15 protein-coding genes and 1 pseudogene are annotated in these 19,346 nt (G+C 74.1%); 4 read left to right on the top strand and 12 right to left on the bottom strand.

The genetic code is table 11. From position 1 onward, the window contains the following. On the bottom strand, window positions 1–1,890 hold the full coding sequence (locus AB0N04_RS22930) for an ABC transporter ATP-binding protein (RefSeq protein ID WP_360210738.1): 1,890 nt from the start codon (window positions 1,888–1,890) through the stop codon (window positions 1–3). Window positions 1,891–2,373: 483 nt separating this feature from the next. On the opposite strand from AB0N04_RS22930, the gene AB0N04_RS22935 reads away from it, so the two are divergent. Beyond that, entirely contained in the window at window positions 2,374–3,237 is an 864-nt protein-coding gene (locus tag AB0N04_RS22935) for an aldo/keto reductase (RefSeq protein ID WP_360210736.1), read from the top strand. Between the two features lie 378 nt (window positions 3,238–3,615). Here AB0N04_RS22935 and AB0N04_RS22940 read toward each other — a convergent pair whose 3' ends face one another. Continuing rightward, the gene (locus AB0N04_RS22940) at window positions 3,616–4,482 is read right to left on the bottom strand and encodes a MarR family winged helix-turn-helix transcriptional regulator (protein WP_360210734.1); all 867 of its coding nucleotides are present in this window, start codon (window positions 4,480–4,482) and stop codon (window positions 3,616–3,618) included. Between the two features lie 404 nt (window positions 4,483–4,886). On the opposite strand from AB0N04_RS22940, the gene fabG reads away from it, so the two are divergent. Next, the gene (gene fabG / locus AB0N04_RS22945; protein WP_360210732.1) at window positions 4,887–5,654 is read left to right on the top strand and encodes a 3-oxoacyl-ACP reductase FabG; all 768 of its coding nucleotides are present in this window, start codon (window positions 4,887–4,889) and stop codon (window positions 5,652–5,654) included. A 389-nt stretch (window positions 5,655–6,043) separates the two neighbouring features. Then, a pseudogene (locus tag AB0N04_RS22950) lies at window positions 6,044–6,616 on the top strand (phosphatase PAP2 family protein); the annotation flags it as partial. Between the two features lie 43 nt (window positions 6,617–6,659). Here AB0N04_RS22950 and AB0N04_RS22955 read toward each other — a convergent pair. Continuing rightward, on the bottom strand, window positions 6,660–6,863 hold the full coding sequence (locus AB0N04_RS22955; protein ID WP_360210730.1) for an I78 family peptidase inhibitor: 204 nt from the start codon (window positions 6,861–6,863) through the stop codon (window positions 6,660–6,662). A gap of 75 nt (window positions 6,864–6,938) precedes the next feature. On the opposite strand from AB0N04_RS22955, the gene AB0N04_RS22960 reads away from it, so the two are divergent. After that, window positions 6,939–7,220, top strand: a complete 282-nt coding sequence (locus AB0N04_RS22960; RefSeq protein WP_360210728.1) for a DUF6343 family protein — start codon at window positions 6,939–6,941, stop codon at window positions 7,218–7,220. A gap of 117 nt (window positions 7,221–7,337) precedes the next feature. Here AB0N04_RS22960 and AB0N04_RS22965 read toward each other — a convergent pair whose 3' ends face one another. The 9 genes from AB0N04_RS22965 to hpnC all read right to left on the bottom strand — a co-directional run bounded on the left by AB0N04_RS22965 (window position 7,338) and on the right by hpnC (window position 19,248). After that, window positions 7,338–8,738, bottom strand: a complete 1,401-nt coding sequence (locus tag AB0N04_RS22965) for an aspartate aminotransferase family protein (RefSeq protein ID WP_360210726.1) — start codon at window positions 8,736–8,738, stop codon at window positions 7,338–7,340. Next, on the bottom strand, window positions 8,728–10,638 hold the full coding sequence (dxs, locus tag AB0N04_RS22970) for a 1-deoxy-D-xylulose-5-phosphate synthase (RefSeq protein ID WP_360210724.1): 1,911 nt from the start codon (window positions 10,636–10,638) through the stop codon (window positions 8,728–8,730). The genes AB0N04_RS22965 and dxs overlap by 11 nt, the downstream gene beginning before the upstream one ends. A gap of 116 nt (window positions 10,639–10,754) precedes the next feature. Further along, window positions 10,755–11,783, bottom strand: a complete 1,029-nt coding sequence (gene hpnH, locus AB0N04_RS22975; RefSeq protein ID WP_360210722.1) for an adenosyl-hopene transferase HpnH — start codon at window positions 11,781–11,783, stop codon at window positions 10,755–10,757. A 2-nt stretch (window positions 11,784–11,785) separates the two neighbouring features. Further along, complete coding sequence (locus tag AB0N04_RS22980) at window positions 11,786–12,466, bottom strand: 1-hydroxy-2-methyl-2-butenyl 4-diphosphate reductase (protein ID WP_360210720.1); 681 nt, start codon at window positions 12,464–12,466, stop codon at window positions 11,786–11,788. Then, entirely contained in the window at window positions 12,463–14,547 is a 2,085-nt protein-coding gene (shc, locus tag AB0N04_RS22985) for a squalene--hopene cyclase (protein WP_360210718.1), read from the bottom strand. Before shc ends, AB0N04_RS22980 begins: the two co-directional genes overlap by 4 nt. 7 nt (window positions 14,548–14,554) lie before the next feature. Further along, window positions 14,555–15,625, bottom strand: a complete 1,071-nt coding sequence (locus AB0N04_RS22990; RefSeq protein WP_360210786.1) for a polyprenyl synthetase family protein — start codon at window positions 15,623–15,625, stop codon at window positions 14,555–14,557. 215 nt (window positions 15,626–15,840) lie between these two features. Further along, window positions 15,841–17,274: a hydroxysqualene dehydroxylase HpnE gene (gene hpnE / locus AB0N04_RS22995; RefSeq protein WP_360210716.1), complete on the bottom strand. Its 1,434-nt coding sequence runs from the start codon at window positions 17,272–17,274 to the stop codon at window positions 15,841–15,843. 127 nt (window positions 17,275–17,401) lie between these two features. After that, window positions 17,402–18,259 carry a presqualene diphosphate synthase HpnD gene (gene hpnD / locus AB0N04_RS23000; RefSeq protein WP_360210784.1) on the bottom strand — a complete coding sequence of 286 codons (858 nt, stop codon included), beginning with the start codon at window positions 18,257–18,259 and terminating at the stop codon, window positions 17,402–17,404. A 41-nt stretch (window positions 18,260–18,300) separates the two neighbouring features. Further along, a complete protein-coding gene (gene hpnC / locus AB0N04_RS23005; RefSeq protein ID WP_360210714.1) occupies window positions 18,301–19,248 on the bottom strand; it encodes a squalene synthase HpnC in 948 nt (315 codons plus the stop codon). Window positions 19,249–19,346: the final 98 nt, after the last annotated feature.

A 19,346-nucleotide genomic window follows, 5' to 3' on the forward strand; every position in this document is an offset into this window, starting at 1 on the left:
TCATACCGGCTCCTCCAGCTCCGCCGTCGCGACCCGGCCGCCCGTCGCGGCCCGGCCGCCCTCCCCGCCCCGGGTGCCCTCCGCCGCCCGCACGGCCTCCGCGGCCCGCCCCGCCCCGGCGGCCCCGGCCGGGGCCCGCACCGGTTCCTCGTCGCGGGTGACCACGGCGCGGTAGGCCGGCTCGGTGCGCATCAGTTCGCGGTGCCGCCCGGCCGCGACGGCCCGGCCGTCCAGGACCAGCACCACCCGGTCCGCCTGGTCGAGCAGCAGCGGGCTGGTCGCGAACACCACGGTGGTGCGGCCCGCCCGGGTCTCCCGCAGTCCGCTGGCGATCCTGGACTCGGTGTGGGCGTCCACCGCGCTGGTGGGCTCGTCCAGGACGAGGACCGGCGGGTCGGCCAGCAGGGCGCGGGCCAGCGCCAGCCGCTGGCGCTGGCCTCCCGACAGCGAGCGCCCGCGCTCGGTGATCCGGGCCCGCAGCGGGTCCCCCGCGCAGTCCGGCGAGCCGTCCACCAGGGCGTCCAGCACGTCGTCCGAGCGGGTGGCCGCGAGCGCCTCGGCCACCGGGACCCGGCCGGACGACGGGATGTCGAACAGCCCGGCCAGTGTGCCGGAGAGCAGCACCGGCTCCTTGTCGTGGACCAGCACCGCGGCCCTGGCCTCGGCCAGCGGCACCGCGTCCAGGTCCGTCCCGCCGAGCCGGACGGAGGGCGGCTGCGGCTCGCCCTCGGCCACCGGGACGTGCCCGCCGAGCCGTTCTGCGAGCGCCCCGGCGAAGTCCGGGTCCCCGCAGACGACGGCGGTCAGCTCACCGGCCCGCGCGCTCAGACCGGTCTCCGGGTCGAACAGGTCGCAGTCCCCGGGCCGGTCCAACGCCGCCTCGGCCGTGCCGGTGGTGCGGCTGAGCGAGAGCACCCGGACGGCCCTCCCGGCGGAGACCCGGGCGACGCTCCAGGCGTGCGCGGCCTCGCCCAGGATGCGCAGCGGCGCGGCCAGGAAGGCGGTGGCCCCGTACACCGCGATCAGGGTGCCGACGGCGAGTTCGCCGGCGGCCGCCTGCCGGGCGCCGTACCAGGTGACCCCGACCACGAACAGGCCGGGGAGCAGCACCTGCTGCGCCTGCATCAACGACCACAGCCGGGCCGAGCGGACGGCCGCGGCCCGGACCTTCTGGGAGGCCGCCCGGTACCGTTCGAGGAACAGTTCCTCGCCGCCGATGCCGCGCAGCACCCGCAGCCCCGCCACCGTGTCGGCGGCCAGCTCGGTGGCCTTGCCGCCCAGCGTGCGCTGCTGCTCGTACCGCCGCTCGAAGGGGCCGATCAGCGGCCAGACGGCGGCCGCGAGCACCGGGACCCCGAGCAGCACCCCGAGGCCGAGCACCGGTTCGGCGACCAGCACGGCCGTGCTGACGGCCAGCCAGACGATCACCGCGGCCCGCACCCGGGCGACGAGCTCGACGTACCAGCCGATCCGCTCGACGTCCCCGCTGCCGACCGCGACGACCTCGCCGGTGGCGATCCGGCGGGACAGCCCGGCCCCGAGGTGCGAGGCCTGCCGGGCCACCAGCTGCCGCACCTGGCAGGCGGCGTGGATCCAGTTCCAGACCGCCTGGCGGTGCAGCAGCACGGTGCCGAGCACGGAGACGACGGAGAGCAGCACGGCGAGCGCGCCGGCCCGCCAGATCCCGGCGGCGTCGGCGTCGACGGCGGCCTGCACGCCCCACCCGAGCGGCACCGGCAGCGCGGCCTGGCCGCCCATCTCCAGCAGCGCCCAGCAGGTGGAGAGCACCTGCCCGCGCCGCTGGCCGCGCTGGAGCCAGCGCAGGAAGGCCAGGGGTGAGGAGAGGTCGGGACTGCCGGGGTCGGCCAGCGGCAGGGGGGTGAGCAGCATGACGCTCCGATGCGGGAGGGTGCGAGCGAGGTGCGGGAGGGCGCGCGGGCAGGGCGATGCGCCCTGCGAGGGCGGGTGCGGACGGATACGGGCGGACGGGCGCGGCCGACGGACCGGGCGCGGGACGCACAGCACCGGGAGCCGGACCGGCCCGCCGGGAGGCGCCGGGGACGGCGACGTCACCGCGCCCGGAGCGGGCACCGCGGGCGGGGAGCACGGGTCACGCGTACCGACCGGTCGAACCGGCGGAGCGGACGGACGGGGTGGGGGCACGAAGGGCCCGGATCTCAGGAGGCCATGTCAGCGAGCGTGCCAACCGCGATGTGATCCGCGCAACAGGTTTTCCGCCCGTCGGCCCCCGGTTCCGGGCCCCGGCGGCCGCGGGCCGGCGCAGGATTCGCCCGATTGGCGGGAACAATCCCGTCCGAACGCCAGTTGCCCCCTTCTGGAAACACACGGACGACCAGGAGGGCACCCCTTCCCGTGAGCAACATCCCCAGCGTCACCCTGAACGACGGCGCCCAGATCCCGCAGCTCGGCTTCGGCGTGTGGCAGGTCCCGGACGGCGAGGCCACCGCCGCCGTCCGCAGTGCGATCGAGGCGGGCTACCGCTCCATCGACACCGCCGCCATCTACGAGAACGAGGACGGCACCGGCAAGGCGATCGCCGAGGCGCTGGCCGGCGGCGTCGCCCGCGAGGACCTCTACATCACCACCAAGCTCTGGAACTCGGGCACCCGGGACTGGTCCGGCGAGCAGGGCCGCGACGCCGTCCTGCGCGAGTTCGACGCCTCGCTGGCCAAGCTCGGCCTCGACTACCTCGACCTCTACCTGATCCACTGGCCGCGGCCGATGCACGGCAGCTACGCCAACGTCTGGAAGGCCCTCGAGCAGCTGAAGGCGGACGGCCGGGTCCGGTCGGTCGGCGTCTCCAACTTCGGCACCGAGCAGCTCACCCGCCTGCTGGACGAGAGCCCGGTCGTGCCGGTGCTCAACCAGGTCGAGCTGCACCCGTACTTCCCGCAGACCGAGCTGCGGGAGTTCCACGCGAAGCACGGCATCGCCACCGAGGCCTGGAGCCCGCTGGGCCAGGGCAAGGAGCTGCTCGCCGAGCCGGCGCTGGTGGAGATCGCCGGGAAGCACGGCCGCACGGTCGCCCAGGTGGTGCTCCGCTGGCACCTGCAGAGCGGCGTGATCGCGATCCCGAAGTCGGTCACCCCCTCCCGGATCCGGGAGAACCTGGACGTGGCCGGCTTCGAGCTGGACGCCGCCGACCTCGCCGCGATCGCCGCCGTCGCCACCGGCAAGCGGATCGGTCCGGACCCGCAGGAGTTCGACTGGAACTGACGGCACCCGCCGTCCGACCACTACGACGGGCCCGCCACGTCGAAAGACCGCCCTCCCCGGCAGGGGCGGGCGGTCCTCGTCGTGTCACGGTCCGCCGGATCCGGCCGCCTGGGTCCCCTCGGCAGGCCGGTCGTGCGGTCCGTCGTGCGATCGGTCGTGCAGGTGGTCCTGCGATCGGCCGTGCGGTCGCGGGTCACTCGGCACCCGGCGATCCGGGTCCCTCGTTTCCCCGTGCTCCGCGGTCACCGCGTTCCCCGGTCACCGTCCTGCCCGGTCACCGTTCTCCGGCGACCGCGCTCTTCGGCGACCGCGTTCCGCGGTACGTGAGCCGCTCAGTACGTTGGCGAATCGTTTTGGCTGGAGCTCGAAGAAGGACGGCTAGAGCCTGGCCGCCTTGGCGATGAGCGCCAGGGCCGGCGCGTGCTCGCCCTCGTCCAGCGGGGCCAGCAGCAGTCGCTGCACCTCGCCGACGCCGGCCGCCGAACGGTGCAGCAGGTCCTGACCGGCCGGCGAGAGCGACAGCAGGTTGCGGCGGCCGTCCGAGGGGTCGCGCCGACGCTGCACCAGGCCGCGGCGCACCAGTCGGCTCACCATCTCGGCCATCGTGGCCTTGTCGAGCGAGGCCAGCTCGCCGACCGTGCGCTGGTCGGCGCCCGGCTCCAGCTCCAGCGCGTCCAGCACCGCGTACTGCGGCGCCGTCAGCTCCGCTCCGACGTGCTCCGACCAGAGCTTGGTGTGCACCTGCTGGCTCACCCTGATCAGGTAGCCGATCGCCCGCTGGGCGTCCAGTATCGGCCGCGCGTCCGAGAAGACGGCGACCGCGGCGGGCTCCAGCCTGGCTATCTTGGCCATCACCCGCACGATCTCGACCTGCTCCTCCGCCGTCAGCGGCTCGAACAGGGTGCGCTGCACGCGGACCACACCACCGGTGGCCTCGCGCACCGCCTGGGCGCCGCCCTGCGAGAGGGCCAGCAGCTTGCGCCGGCCGTCGGCCGGGTCTCGCCTCCTCAGCACCAGGCCGCGGCGGACCAGCCGCGCGACCATCTCGGCCATCGTGGCCTTGTCCAACGAGGCCCGCTCGCCGACCGTGCGCTGGTCGGCGCCCGGCTCGAGGGCCAGGACCAGCAGGACCGCGAACTGCGGAGCCGTGAGATCGGCTCCGACATGCTCCGACCACAGCCGGGTGTGAACCTGCTGTGCAACGCGAATCAGGTGCCCGGGCGACTGCTGCAGTCGCGCGGACACGCGGGTCGTCGGGATCTCCCCCAGCACCATGTATCCGTCCCGATGTCACACCCGGTGTGTGTGGGACACCCGGGTGGGGCAGTAACGGCGAGTGGGCGTCCAGCTATGAGGGAGGGCGCTCCAGCCGTGCAGCCGGTGGCTGCTGGCGGACACTATACAAACGGCGGGCCCTTGCTGGCAGGCAGGGGCGGATAGTAGACGCAGGTTCGGCAACATTGGCATATTTACGCGCCCGCCACGCCCTCTCGGTAACCCGTTCTCAGTAGAAAGCCGACCGGTCGGTCCTTACCGACCGTCACCTGCGGCTCTCCGGCCCTGGCCGCCCTCCCTACTCACCGGTAGGGTGTGGCCACCCTCCCGGGGCGCTCCCCGCGGAGGCCTTCCCGAGAGAGACGAGAGCGAGCATGACCGAGCAGAGCACCGCCACCCGGGTCGCCGTCGTCACCGGCGCCGCGCGCGGCCTGGGCGCCGCCACCGCCGAGCGCCTGGCCGCCGACGGCTACGCCGTGGCCGTCCTCGACCTGGACGAGGCCGCCGGCAAGGACACCGTCGACCGGATCACCGCGGCCGGCGGCCGGGCCCTGGCCGTCGGCGCCGACGTCTCGGACGCCGCGCAGGTGCAGGCCGCCGTCGACCGCGTGGTCGCCGAGCTCGGCGCCCCGGTCGTCCTGGTCAACAACGCGGGCGTACTCCGCGACAACCTGCTCTTCAAGATGTCCGAGTCCGACTGGGACACGGTCATGAACGTCCACCTCCGCGGCGCCTTCCTGATGACCCGCGCGGTGCAGAAGCACATGGTGGACGCCGGTTTCGGCCGGATCGTCAACCTGTCCTCCTCTTCCGCACAGGGCAACCGCGGCCAGGCGAACTACTCGGCCGCCAAGGCGGGGCTGCAGGGCTTCACCAAGACTTTGGCCATCGAGCTCGGGAAGTTCGGCATCACCGCCAACGCCGTCGCCCCCGGCTTCATCGCCACTGACATGACCGCGGCCACCGCGGCCCGGGTCGGCATGGACTTCGAGGACTTCAAGCGGGCCGCGGCCTCGCAGATCCCGGTCCAGCGGGTCGGTCTGCCTGAGGACGTGGCCCACACCATCTCGTTCCTGGCGAGCGAGGGCGCCGGCTTCGTCTCCGGCCAGGTCGTCTACGTCGCCGGCGGCCCCCTCGACTGAGCACTGAACCTACACAGGGTTACCACGGAGTGGGAAGCCGGACCGACCGGCCTCCCGCTCCGCTTTTCTTTACCGGGGCTTTTGCTGAATCATTCGAACACCACACGGACATTCGATATGAGAATCATTGAAATCACTCCCCGGGTGCGATCACGGACCTCTGATTGTCGATTTCTCGGGTAAATGACAATAACCCCCGGAATGGGCTCGGCCGGCTGGGTAAGGTCACCCCCGTGCAAGCCCCGAGTACCCCCGCGCCCCGTCCGGACCAGGGGCCGGAGCAGCTCACCGCCCACCCGGACCTGCGCCGCCGGACGAACCGCGACGAGCCCGGCTGGCCGCCGATGGGCCGCCGGCAGGCCGCCCTCCTGGCCGCCACCTGCGGCGCCTACCTGCTGGTCCTGGCCGGTGTCCTGCTCAACACCGCCCTGGTCGACCTCGACTGGGACGTGCGCCTGTTCCGCCCCTACGCGCACTGGCCCAGCCTGGAACCGCTGCTCGACACCTGGGTGGTCGCCGGCCAGCGCGGCCCCTCCGCCGTCGCCGCCTTCGCCTGGCTCGCCTGGCGCGCCCACCGGCTGGGGCGGCTGCGCCCGCTGCTGGTGATGGCCGTCGCCCTGCTCCTGCTGAACGTCACGGTCGGCGCGGTCAAGATCGTCACCGGCCGGCTGGGCCCGCACTACGCCCAGTACGTCGGCTCGCCCGAGCTGTTCTCCGGCGGCACCATCTTCCCGTCCGGTCACACCGCGAACGCCGTCGTCACCTGGGGCGTGCTCGCCTACCTCGCGGTCCGCTGGCGGCGCACCGGCGCCGTGCTCGCCGCGGCCACCGCCTGCTCGATCGGCCTGACCACGGTCTACCTCGGCACCCACTGGGTCACCGACGTCCTGGCCGGCTGGGCCGCCGGACTACTGGTGCTGCTCTCGCTGCCCCTGGCGGAACCCCTGGTGACCGCCGCCGAACGACGGCTCGCCCGGCGCCGGGGCGGCCGGCCCCACCCGGCGGTCAGCCTTCCCAGCTGCGCTCGACCAGACCGTCGCGCACCGCGAGGTTGAGCCGCCCCTCGCGGTGGTCCATGGTCGTCATCGCCCCGGGTTCGAGCACCCGGACCGACGCCCAGCCGTGCCGCCGGGCCAGTTCCCTGGCCCGCTCGATCCGCAGGCCCGCGTAGCCCTCGGCGTCCGTGCCCGCCGTGTCCGACCCCGTCATCACGCCTCCCCGTTCCCCCCTCGGACGTACGCTGGAATCGTAGCCCGCACCCACGCGGTCCGGAGGTGAAAGGGCATGCGCACCACCATCACCACGCCCCGGCGGCGCTGGCGCAGCGGCACCGAACCGTCCACCGCCCGCAGCGACCTCAAGCTCCGCTACCTGCTCTCGCTCACCTTCACTCCGCTGTTCGCGCTGGCCACGGTGGGCTTCGCGGTCTGGGCGGCGGCCTCCCCCGCCTACGGCGCCCCCAGCCGGGGGACGCTCACCGGCTTCGCCATCGCCTGCGGGCTGCTCACCCTGTTCGCCGCCGTCGATCTCGTGGTGGTCATCCGGCGACGCCGGACCGAGCTCTGACGCGGTGTCTCCCACGGAGTGGGAAGTCGGCCCGCCCGACTTCCCACTCCGCGCACCTCGCCCGCCGATCCCGGTGTCCCGTTCCGCGTACCTCGCCCGCCGGTCCAGGCGTCCTGCTCAGCGGTTGCCGACCGCCTGCTTGACCAGGGTCCGCCCGAAGTCCCACATCAGACCGGTCCCCCGGTGCGCGTCGTCCATGACGTCGGTGAACGCGGCCACGAACCGGTCCACGTCCCGGTCGGTGATGATCAGCGGCGGGATCAGCTTGATCACCTCCAGGTGGTCGCCGGACACCTGGGTGAGGATCCGGTGGCGCTGGAGCAGCGGGACGACCACCATCTGGGCGAACAACCCCTTGCGCGCGGCCTGCAGGGCGGTCCACCCGGTGCGCAGCTTGAGCGACCTGGGCCGGCCGAACTCGATGCCGATCATCAGCCCGCGGCCGCGGACCTCGGCGAGCAGCTCGTACCGGTCGACCAGCTCGGCCAGCCGCTCCCGGAAGCGGTCGCCGACCTGGCGGGCGTTCTCCACCACCTTCTCCTCGCGCATCACCTCCAGGGTCGCCAGTCCGGCCGCCATCGCCTGGGCGTTGGCGCCGAAGCTGGCCGAGTGCACCAGCACCCGGTCCATCGAGGAGTACACCTTCTCGAAGATCCAGCCCTTGCCGAGCGTCGCGCCCACCGGCACGTACCCGCCGGACAGCGCCTTGGCCGCGCAGACCAGGTCGGGCAGCACGCCCTCCTCGTGCTGGTAGGCGAAGAACGCGCCGGTGCGGCCGATGCCGGTCTGCACCTCGTCGCAGATCAGCAGCGCCTTGTGCTCGTGCAGCAGGGCCTGCGCGGCGCCCAGCCAGCCGGGCGGCGGAGCCTGGACGCCCTTGCCCTGGATCGGTTCGACGATCAGCGCCGCGACGTCCCCGCGCTTCAGCTCCTTGGCCAGTGCGCCGAGGTCGCCGAGCGGGATGGCGGTGTCCGGCAGCAGCGGGTCGAAGCCCTTGCGGAACCCGCTCTCGCCGTTGACCGAGAGCGAACCGGCGGTCAGACCGTGGAAGGCGTGGTCGGCGTAGAGGATCCGGCGCCGGCCGGTGGCGTACCGGGCGAACTTGAGCGCGGTCTCCACCGCCTCGGTGCCGCTGTTCCCGAAGAACACCCGGTCCAGTCCGGGCGCGTGCGAGAGGAGCCGCTCGGCGAGCAGTCCGGGCAGCGGCGAGCAGTCGAACCGGACCAGGTCGGGCAGGTCGAGGTCCATCACCTGCTGCACCGCCGAGCGCACCACCGGGTGGTGGCGGCCGAGCGCGAAGATGCCGAAGCCGGCCAGCATGTCGAGGTACTCGTTGCCCTCGGCGTCGTAGAAGTACGGGCCCTCGGCGCGCTCGTAGTACTTGTCGAAGCCGATGGTGTGCAGCATCCGCGGCAGCTGCGGGTTGAGGTAGCGGCCGTGCAGCTCGTAGCGCTCGGCGCCGCGTTCGGCGATCAGGGCGGCGAGGTCGAAGGCGGGGCGGTCGGGTTCAGCCGGCATGGCGCTGGTTCGCTCCTCGGTTCGGCAGCAGGGTCTTCGCGAAGACGGCGGTCTGGGCGGCGACCCCGGTGCCGGTCAGGCCGGCCTCCTCCAGGATCTCCCCGCGGGCGGCGTGGCCGAGGAACTCCTGCGGCAGGCCGAGCACCCGCACCGGCACGTCCACGTCGGCGTCGCGCAGCGCCTGGGCGGTGGCGGCCCCGACGCCGCCGGTGCGTCCGTTGTCCTCGACGGTGACGACCAGCCGATGGGCGGCGGCGAGCCGCGCCAGTGCCGGGTCGACCGGCTTGACCCAGCGCGGGTCGACCACGGTCGCGGTGAACCCCTCGGCGAGCAGCAGCCGGGCGGCGTCCAGGCAGGCGGCGGCCGTGGTGCCGACGGCGACGAGCAGGATCTCCGGTGCCGGCCCGGTGCGCAGCAGGACGTCGACGCCGCCGATCCGCTCGACCACGGGGACGCCGGGGCCGATGTTCCCCTTGGGGAAGCGGATGACCGTGGGGGCGTCGGCCACGTCGACGGCCTCGCGCAGCTGGGCGCGCAGCTGGTCGGCGTCGCGCGGGGCGGCCAGCCGCAGTCCGGGGACGACCTGCAGGACGGACATGTCCCACATGCCGTTGTGGGAGGCGCCGTCGCTGCCGGTGACCCCGGCCCGGTCCAGGACGAAGGTCACGCCGAGCCGGTGCAGGGCGACGTCCATCAGGACCTGGTCGAAGGCCCGGTTGAGGAAGGTCGCGTAGACCGCGACCACCGGGTGCAGGCCGCCGGTGGCCAGGCCGGCGGCGCTGGTGACGGCGTGCTGCTCGGCGATGCCGACGTCGAAGGTACGCTCCGGGTGGGCCTTGGCGAAGCGGGCGAGGCCGACCGGCTGGAGCATCGCGGCGGTGATCGCGACGAGGTCCGGCCGCTCGGCGCCGAGCGCGACCAGCTCGTCGCCGAAGACCGAGGTCCAGGAGACGCCGCTGCTGGGGTTGATCGGCAGGCAGGTGTAGGGGTCGATCGGGTTGACGGCGTGGAAGCGGTCGGCCTCGTCCTGTTCGGCGGGCCGGTAGCCGCGCCCCTTGACGGTCAGGCAGTGCACGATGACGGGCCCGCCGAAGCCGCGCGCCTGGCGCAGCGCCTGTTCGACGGCGCCGACGTCGTGGCCGTCGATCGGGCCGAGGTACTTCAGCCCGAGGTCCTCGAACATGCCCTGCGGGGCGAAGGCGTCCTTGAAGCCCTTCTTGGCGCCGTGCAGGGCGTCGAAGATCGGCTGCCCGACCAGCGGGGTGCGCTGCAGCGCCCCCTTGCCGAGGGCGAGGAAGCGCTCGTAGCCCTGGGTGGTGCGCAGGGTGGCCAGGTGGTTGGCGAGGCCGCCGATGGTGCGGGCGTAGGAGCGTTCGTTGTCGTTGACGACGATGACCATCGGCCGGTCCCTGGCCTCGGCGATGTTGTTGAGCGCCTCCCAGGCGAGCCCGCCGGTGAGCGCGCCGTCGCCGATCACCGCGACGGTGTGCCGGTCGTGCTGGCCGAGCAGTCGGGCGGCCTTGGCGAGGCCGTCGGCGTAGGACAGGGCGGTGGAGGCGTGCGAGTTCTCGACCAGGTCGTGTTCGGACTCGCGGCGCGAGGGGTAACCGGACAGGCCGCCCTTCATCCGCAGCCGGGAGAAGTCCTGGCGGCCGGTGAGCAGCTTGTGGACGTAGCTCTGGTGGCCGGTGTCGAAGACGATCCGGTCGTAGGGGGAGTCGAAGACCCGGTGCAGGGCGATGGTCAGCTCCACCACGCCGAGGTTGGGTCCGAGGTGTCCGCCGGTGCGGGTGACGGCGTCGATCAGGAAGGCGCGGATCTCGTCGGCGAGCAGCGGGAGTTCGGCCGCCGGAAGCTTCCGCAGCTCGGCCGGGGACGTGACGCTGGAGAGCAGTGACATGGGTACACCTCACGACTCGGAGTGGTGCGGTGGTGCCGCCGCCCGGCGGGGGCGGGGCCGGCCCGGGCGGCGGGCCCGGGCCGGGTGGCGGTCCGCGGGGTGCGCGGACCGCCCGTTCAGCGGCCTCGGTCGGCGCCGACGGTCTCGGTGATGGCGCGCAGCGACTCCTTGAGCGAGCCCATGGTGGCGAGGACGGCGGTCGGCTCGTAGCCGCAGTGCGCCATGCAGTTGGCGCAGCGCGGGTCCTTGCCGCGGCCGTACTTGGTCCAGTCGGTCTTCTCGACGAGTTCGCGGTAGGTGGGCACGTAGCCGTCGGCCATCAGGTAGCAGGGCCGCTGCCAGCCGAACAACGAGTAGTTGGGGATGCCCCAGGGAGTGCACTCGAAGTCGGCCTTGCCCTCCAGGAAGTCGAGGAAGAGCGGGCTGTGGTTGAGCCGCCAGCGGCGCCGGTTGCCGCCGGCGAAGGCCTTGCGGAAGAGGTCCCTGGTCTGGTCGACGCCGAGGAAGTGCTCCTGGTCGGGGGCCTTCTCGTAGGCGTAGGCCGGGGAGATCATCATCTCGTCGACCTTGAGCTCGTCGTTGAGGAAGTCCAGCACCTCGATGATGGTCTGCGGGGTGTCGGTGTTGAAGAAGGTGCTGTTGGTGGTGACCCGGAAGCCGCGCCGCTTGGCCTCCTTGATGGCCGCCACCGCCTCGTCGAAGGTGCCCTCCTTGGCGACCGACTCGTCGTGCCGCTCGCGCAGGCCGTCGATGTGCACGGCCCAGGTGAAGTACGGCGAGGGCCGGAACTTGTCGATCTTCTTGCGCAGCAGCAGCGCGTTGGTGCAGAGGAAGACGTACTTGCGGCGCTCCACCAGCTGTCGGACGATCTCGTCGATCTGCGGGTGCATCAGCGGCTCGCCGCCGGCGATCGAGACCATCGGCGCGCCCGACTCGAGGACCGCGCCGACGGCCTGGGCGACCGGCATCCGCTGCTTCAGGACGCCCGCCGGGTGCTGGATCTTGCCGCAGCCCTCGCAGGCGAGGTTGCAGGCGAACAGCGGCTCCAGCTCGACGATCAGCGGGAACTTCTCCCGCCGTTTGAGCAGCCTCTGCTGCATGAGGTAGGTGCCGACCCGCACGGTCTGGCGCAACGGCATGGCCATGGCTAGCTCGCCTCCTGGGGGAGCGTCGAGGATGTGGGGTGGTTCGGTTCGGCGGGGGCCGGCCGGGCCTCCTGCCGGTACCAGTCGACGAGGGCGGGGACGGTCGCCCGCAGGGTCCGCCAGGCGCGCGCCCCGGCCGGGAGGGTGCCGGGCCGCAGCAGCTCGCGCTCGGGGGTGTCCACCACGACCCGCAGGACGGCGGCGGGCAGGGCCGGCCGCCGCTCACGCAGCGCGGCGAGCACCGCGGCCGCCTCCATGTCGACGGCGAGCGCGCCCTGCAGGTGCAGGGCCCGGCGTTCCAGGCCGCGGACCACGTGGTCGGCGGTGTGGTGCACCCCGGTGTGCACGGCCAGGCCCTGCTCCTTGAGGGCCCGGGCGAGCTCCGGACCGGAGTCGACCGGGTACAGGTGCCCCTCCGCGTCGCGCACGCCGTCGGCGACCACGACGTCCCCCGGCAGCACGCCGGGGCCGACCGCGGCGCCGAAGCCGGCCACCACGAGCGCGCCGTACCCGCCCGGGGCGGAGTCGAGCAGCCCGCGCACGGCGAGCGCGGCGCGGCGCCGGCCCATGCCGGTGCGCACCAGCACCGGTGGCCCGCCCGCCGCTCCGCGCCAGTCCCCGCCACGCAGGGCCCAGACCTCGGGGCCCAGCGCGCAGAGGACCAGCAGGGGTGCGGTGGTCACCGCGTCGCCCCGATCGCCGGGGCCCCGCCGTCGCCCCGGCCGATCACCGGGTTGCCGTGCAGGTAGCGGCCGAGTGCGGTGACCGGGAAGACCAGCCGGTAGAGGTGGTAGTTGATGGAGAAGTCCCAGGGGAAGCCGGTGCCGGTGAACTGCGGTTCGTCCCAGGTGCCCTCGGGCAGCTGGGTGCGCACGAGCCAGTCCACGCCGCGCTCCACCGCCGGGTTGGCCCGGCCGTCCGGCCCCTCGCCGGCCGCGAGCAGCGCCATCAGCGCCCACGCGGTCTGCGAGGCGGTGGAGTCGCCGCGCCCGGCCCAGCGGGCCGGGTCCTCGTAGGAGCGCATGTCCTCGCCCCAGCCGCCGTCGGTGTTCTGCCGGTCCTCCAGCCAGCGGACGGCCCGGCGGACGGCGGGGTGCTCGTCCGGGACGCCGGCCGAGGCCAGCGCGGGCAGCACCGAGCCGGTGCCGTAGATGTAGTTGGTGCCCCAGCGGCCGAACCAGGAGCCGTCCGCCTCCTGGTTGCGCAGCAGCCACTCGACGCCGCGCCGGGTGCGGGGGTCGCGGGCCCGGCCGGTCTCGGCGAGCATCTCCACCACGTGGGCGGTGACGTCGGCCGAGGGCGGGTCGACCACCTCGCCGAAGTCGCAGAACGGCAGCTTGTTGGGCAGCGTGCTGGTGTTGTCGACGTCGAAGGCGCCCCAGGCGCCGTTCTTGGACTGCATCCCGAGGTTCCACAGCACGCCGCGCTCCGCCGCGGCCTCGACCTTGGCCGGGTCGGGGTGGGCGACCCGGCGCAGCGCGAGGACCACCTCGGCGGTGTCGTCGATGTCGGGGTAGGTGTCGTTCTCGAACTCGAAGGCCCAGCCGCCGGGGGCCAGCGAGGGCCGCTGGACGGACCAGTCGCCGTTCTTGCGGATCTCCTCCTGGAGCATCCAGTCGACGGCCGAGACCAGCGCCGGGTGGTCGGCCGGCAGTCCGGCGTCGACCAGGGCGATGGTGGCCAGGCAGGTGTCCCAGACCGGGGACTGGCAGGCCTCCAGCCAGCGCCGGCCGTCCTCGGTGTGCACGGTGAAGCGGTCGAAGGAGGAGAGTCCGGCCTGCATCACCGGGTGTTCCAGCTCGTAGCCCTCGAGGTGCAGGGCGATCAGCGAGTAGACGGCGGGCGGCTGGATCCCGCCCCAGCAGCCGTCGGCCTCCTGCCGTTCGATGATCCAGCGGCAGGCCTGGGAGACGGCGAGCCGGCGCAGCGGGCGCACGGCCCGCCGGTGGTAGGCGTGCAGGACCTTGTCGAGGCGTTCGAAGAGGCCGTCCCAGCTGGTGGCGGGGGCGAGCGGCCGGTGGGGGTAGGGGTCGTCCGGGTCGGTGTGCAGCTCGGTCAGCGGGAAGGGCGCCGGTCGGACGGGGCGGTGGGCCGAGACGATGGTGAGCGGGACGATGGTCTGGCGGGCCCAGCAGCCGAAGGCGTAGATGTTCAGCGGCAGCCACCTGGGCAGGAAGATGATCTCGGGCGGCATCTCGGGCAGCCGTTCCCACGGCCACCAGCCGAAGAGCGCGAGCCAGATCCGGGTGAAGACCCGGGCGGCCGCGATGCCGCCGGCGGAGCGCACGTACCGCGCGGCGGCCTGCATGTGCGGGGCGCCCGGGTCGTCGCCGGCCAGTTTGAGGGCGACGTACGCCTCGACGGTGGTGGACAGTTCGGGCGGCCCGCCGTGGAAGGTGGCCCAGGTGCCGTCCTCCCGCTGCTGGGAACGGATCCACTCGGCGGTGGCCTTGGTCTGGTCCTCGGTCCGGATCCCGAGGAACTGCCGGAGCAGTAAGTCCTCGGCGTCCATGGTGACGTTGGTCTCCAGGTCCCCCTTCCACCAGCCCTCGGAGCTCTGCAGCGAGAGCAGGTGGGTGGTGGCGCGGGCCAGGGCCTCCCGCGCGTCGGCCGGTACGGGGCCCGCCCCGTCGGCCGGCCCGGATTGCTCGCCGTCCTCGGGCCGCCACCGCCCGGCGCCCGACAGCGCCGGGGGGCGGTCGCCCACCGCGACCGGCTCGGGATCGTACTCAGGGTCGAGCCGGCCGTCCGCGGTTGCTGTCAACGTAACGTCACCTCTCTCGTACCACCACGAATTCGGCGAGTGCGACGAAGTGCTCGCGCACCTCGTCGGACATGGGCACCTCGTCCAGGGCGGCGAGGGCAGTCGTGTGCTGGCGGCGGGCCTCCTCCTGGGTCCAGGCCCGGCCGCCGGCCTCCTCGATCAGGGCAGCCCGGGCGGCGAGCTCGGGCTCGCTCTCCTCGCCGCGGCCCTTCGGATCGGCCAGTTGCCCGGCGAGCCGGCGCGAGGCGGCCCCGCCCTCGGCCAGCGCGGCGGCGACCGGCAGGGACTTCTTGCGCTGGCGCAGGTCCCCCCAGTGCGGCTTGCCGGTGACCTCGGTGGCGCCCCAGATGCCGAGCAGGTCGTCCACCGCCTGGAAGGCCAGGCCCAGGTGGTGGCCGTAGCGCTGGAGGGCGTCGGCGACCTTGTCGTCGGCGCCGGCGAGGACGGCGCCGATCGCCGAGGCGGCGGCCAGCAGGGCCGCGGTCTTGCCGCCCTCCATCTCCAGGCACTCGGCGACGGTCACGCTGTCGCGCTGTTCGAAGGCGACGTCCATGGCCTGGCCGTCGATCAGCCGGCGGGTCGCCGTGGTGAGCAGCCGGACGGCGCGCGCGGCGTCGGCGGGGCTCGCGCCACCGGTCACCGCGGCGTCGAGCAGCACCTCCGTGCCGAGCGTCGCCAGGGCGTCGCCGACCAGGATCGCCTGGGACGGGCCGAAGACCGTCCACGCGGTGGCCCGGTGCCGCCGGGTCTCGTCACCGTCCATCAGATCATCATGGAGCAGCGAGAAGTTGTGCACCAGTTCAACGGCCACGCCCCCCGGCACGCCGGCCTCGGCCGGGGCTCCGGTGGCCTGGGCGGACAGCAGGGCCAGGGCCGGGCGCACGGCCTTGCCGCCGTCCCCCTTGACGGCGGTGCCGTCGCGGTCGATCCAGCCGAAGTGGTAGGCCGCGACGGTGTCCATCGGTGCGGCCAAACGGGCGACGGCGGCCCGCAGCGGCGGGGTGCAGAGCGTACGGCTGCGGGCGAGCAGCTCCGGCACCGAGACCGGTTCGGCGTGCGCCGTGCCTCCGACGGCGATGCCGGTGCGTGACTCCACGTGCGTTCCCTCTCCCTCGTGGTGCCGGACCGCACGGGGCGGCCGGGTCTGTGCGCTGTCGGTGCGGGTGGTGTCGGTGGGGCCGGTGTCGGTGGGGCTGGTCCCAGTGTCGCCGTTGTCGCCACGGCCGGGGCGGCCGGTACCGCCGACGGTGGAGCGAACGGCTCTGGCGGGCTCTCCGGCGGCGGGGCCCGCCGTCACCGGGGCCACCTCCCGTCGCCCCGGTCGGCCGGGATCCGGCCGCCGGCCGCGGCGAGGGCGGCGTCGGCGGCGGCGTGGCCGCTGCGCACGGCGCCCTCCATGGTCGCGGGCCACCCGGTGGCGGTCCACGCACCGGCCAGCAGCACGCCGGGGACGCCCGTCGCCGCCGACGGGCGCAGCGCCGCGCTCCCGGGTGCCGGGTCGAACGTGGCGGTGCGCTCGCGGGTGACGAAGAAGTCCAGCACCCCGGCGCCCTCGGCGGCCGGGAGCAGCCGGCCCAGTTCCGGCAGGTAGCGGCGGCGCAGTTCGGCCACCGGCAGGTCGATCTCGTCCTGGACGGCGGACTGCGAGAGCGCCAGGTACTGGGCTCCGGGGTGGCTGCGCCCCAGCTCCGTGCCGGCCAGGCCGGAGTGGGTGGTGCGGTCGAAGACCCACTGCACCGGGGAGCCGAGCGCGGCGAAGAACGGCCGGCGCAGCACCTTGCGGTCGTAGACCACGTGCACGTTGAGGATCGGCGCGGTGCCGAACCCGTCCAGCCGGTCCTGGCCGGGGATCGCGTTCGGCGGCAGCAGGGCCGCCGCGGTGTCCTGGGCGCCGGCCAGCACCACCGTCTCGGCGGCCAGCGGCTCGCCGTCCTCCAGGACGACGGCGTGCTGGGGCGCGGCCGGCTTGAGCCCGGCGACACGGGTGCGCAGCAGCACCTTCACGCCGGCGCGTTCCAGTTCGGCGAGCGCCCGGTCGTGGTGGATCACGCCGAGCGGGACGGCGGCCATGCCGATGTCGGAGGCGCCGGGGTCGGAGAGCAGGCCGGTCTTGAACACCATCGCCGCCAGCGCCAGCGAAACCTGGTCGGCGCGGGCGTTCAGGGTGGCCACCCCGACGAGGTCCCAGAGCGCGGCGAGGGTGGCGGTGTTCTGCCCGTTCCCGCGCAGCCACTCGCCGAAGGAGATCCGGTCCAGCGCGGGGTCGGCGAGGTCCAGGCCCTGCAGGGCGAGCGCGCCGCGGACGACCCGGGCGCGGTCGGCCGGCCCGAGGTGCGGGTATCGGGCGAGGCTGCCGGCCAGGTGCAGCGGCACGGGCAGGCCGGAGCGGCGCAGCCGGCCGAGGGTGCGCACCGGGGCCGATTCGGACCCGGAGACGGAGAGCACCGGGACGTCCAGCCGCTCCTGCAGGTGGACCAACCGGGTCGCGCCGAGCCGGTCCAGCAGGCCGCGGTAGGCGGTGCAGCAGCGCAGGTACACGTGCTGGCCGTTGTCGACGGCCAGCTCCCCGCGCTGGAAGGAGAAGGCGAGGCCGCCGAGCCGGGGGCGGCCCTCCGCGAGGGTGACCCGGTGACCGGCCTCGGCCAGCCGCAGCGCGGCGGTGATCCCGGCCAGGCCGCCGCCGACCACGACGGCGGCCGGGCGCGCGGCATCGGCTCGCCCGGTCATCGGCCCTCCCCCTCGACGTCGCTGGACCGCACCGCGGCGGTCACCGCGGCCGGCCAGGTCGCGGTCGACACGGCTCGGCCCGCATGTGATTCCCCGCTGACACAGCGTGACAGAACTGGGACGAGAATCAAGAACGCCCCCCGGCGAGCCCGGAAAGCGCCACGTACGCCTTCTCCCAGCCCGGCAGCGAGACCCGGCCGCGCAGCACCGACTCGGGGTCGGCGGCGATCCGGCCGAGCAGCCGGTGGTAGATCCCGGCCATCGCGGCGGTGCAGGCCCGGCTGCGGCGGTCGAGCAGGGGCAGCAGCCGCAGGCCCTCCTCGAAGGCGGCCTGGGCGCGGGCGGCCTCGAAGGCCACCAGGCCGGCGAAGTCGGCGCCCGCGGCCGGCCTGGGCAGCGCGAAGCCGTCCTCGCAGCCGTACCGGGCGAGGTCCTCGCTCGGCAGGTAGGTGCGGCCGTTCAGGGCGTCCTCGCGCAGGTCGCGCAGGATGTTGGTGAGCTGCAGGGCCAGGCCCAGGGTGTCCGCGTACTGCGCCCCGCGCTCGGGGTCCTCGCAGCCGTAGACGCCGAGGGAGAGCCGGCCGATCGCGCCGGCCACGCAGCGGCAGTAGACCTTCAGCTCCTCGTACGTCTGGTACTCGGCGCCCTTGAGGTCCATCTCGACGCCGTCGATCAGCTCGTCGAAGCCGCCCAGCGGGATCGGGAAGCGCCGGGCCGCGTCGGCCAGGGCGACCTTGATCGGGTCGGTGTCGTCGTCGGCCACCACCCCGGCGCGGACCTCGTCCACCAGTTCCCGGGTGCGCAGCAGCGCCTCCGCCTTGCGGTCGGCCGGCAGCTCCCCGTCGCCGATGTCGTCCACCCGGCGGGCCAGGGCGTACAGGGCCGACATGGCCAGCCGCTTGGACTCCGGCAGCAGCCGGATGCCGTAGCTGAAGTTGCGCGCCTGCAGTCCGGTGACTGCCTCGCAGTACCGGTACGCCGCCATGACCTGGGCCGACGCCAGTGGTGATGCCGCCACGCGGGCGTTCACCTTCCCTTCGCGAAGATGGCCGCCGCCTTCGCTGCGAGGCGGCGCTTGTCCGGCTTCGCCTGTCGCGCGAGCACGTCGTACCCGGCGTCCTCGACGGCCGCCAGGGCCGCGTAACCGCCGGCGGTGAATCCCGCCAGGAGCAGTCGAAGCCTCCCCCGAACCGTACCCACCAACGGCGCGCCGCGGTCGAGCAGGGTGCGGGCCCGGTGCACCTCGAAGGCGATCAGCTCGCGCACCGGGCCGGAGGCGGTGGGGGCGGCGAGGTCGGCCTCGGTGACGCCGAAGCGGTCGAGGTCCTCGGTCGGGAGGTAGATCCGGCCGCGGGCGAGGTCCTCGGCGACGTCCTGCAGGTGCTCGACCACCTGGAGGGCGCTGCAGACCGCGTCGGAGAGCTCGATCCGCTCGGGGGTGGAGACGCCGGCGATGGCCAGCACCAGGCGGCCGACCGGGTCGGCGGACAGCGTGCAGTAGCCGATCAGGTCGTCGTAGCTCGCGTAGCGGGTGGTGGTCTGGTCCACCCGGTTGGCCTCGATCAGACGGCGGAACGGCTCCGGGGTGAGCCCGTGCCGGTCGACCAGCGGGACGAGGCCGCGCATCAGCGGGTGGCGGGGCCCGTCGGCCGTCCCCGGGTGGAGGGCCGTCTCGAACACCCGGTCGAGGTCGCGCTCCAGCCCGTCCAGCAGGGCGAGGCGGAAGGCGGTCTCCTGCGCGGTCGGCGGGCCGGACTGGGCCGAAGGGGTGGTGCCGGGCCCGCCGTCGACCCCGAGCAGGGCCGCGGTGGCCGCCGGATCGGCCAGGTCGCCGTCGCCGGCGTCGTCGACCAGCCGGGCGAAGCCGTAGACGGCCATCAGGTCGCCCCGCCACGCCGCGGGCAGGAAGAACGGCGCGACCGGGAAGTTCTCCGCGGCCGCCTTGTCCAGGGTCCGGCCCGCGGACCGGTTCACCGACGTATCTCTGGGCTGGGCCGAAGCCGACACTGCTGTCACTCCCCCGTTCTACACCGCTCGGCACCACCGGCCCGACTCGGACACGCGTCCGAGCA

It is taken from the genome of Kitasatospora sp. NPDC051702, assembly GCF_040681575.1.
Lineage (GTDB): Bacteria > Actinomycetota > Actinomycetes > Streptomycetales > Streptomycetaceae > Kitasatospora.

What these genes read in the sequence shown, in the direction of transcription:
- dxs (WP_360210724.1), bottom strand. Translation starts at nt 10,638, where the DNA reads ATGTCACTGCTCTCCAGCGTCACGTCCCCGGCCGAGCTGCGGAAGCTT.
- hpnH (WP_360210722.1), bottom strand. Translation starts at nt 11,783, where the DNA reads ATGGCCATGCCGTTGCGCCAGACCGTGCGGGTCGGCACCTACCTCATG.
- AB0N04_RS22960 (WP_360210728.1), top strand. Translation starts at nt 6,939, where the DNA reads ATGCGCACCACCATCACCACGCCCCGGCGGCGCTGGCGCAGCGGCACC.
- AB0N04_RS22955 (WP_360210730.1), bottom strand. Translation starts at nt 6,863, where the DNA reads ATGACGGGGTCGGACACGGCGGGCACGGACGCCGAGGGCTACGCGGGC.
- hpnE (WP_360210716.1), bottom strand. Translation starts at nt 17,274, where the DNA reads ATGACCGGGCGAGCCGATGCCGCGCGCCCGGCCGCCGTCGTGGTCGGC.
- AB0N04_RS22930 (WP_360210738.1), bottom strand. Translation starts at nt 1,890, where the DNA reads ATGCTGCTCACCCCCCTGCCGCTGGCCGACCCCGGCAGTCCCGACCTC.
- fabG (WP_360210732.1), top strand. Translation starts at nt 4,887, where the DNA reads ATGACCGAGCAGAGCACCGCCACCCGGGTCGCCGTCGTCACCGGCGCC.
- AB0N04_RS22965 (WP_360210726.1), bottom strand. Translation starts at nt 8,738, where the DNA reads ATGCCGGCTGAACCCGACCGCCCCGCCTTCGACCTCGCCGCCCTGATC.
- hpnD (WP_360210784.1), bottom strand. Translation starts at nt 18,259, where the DNA reads ATGGCGGCGTACCGGTACTGCGAGGCAGTCACCGGACTGCAGGCGCGC.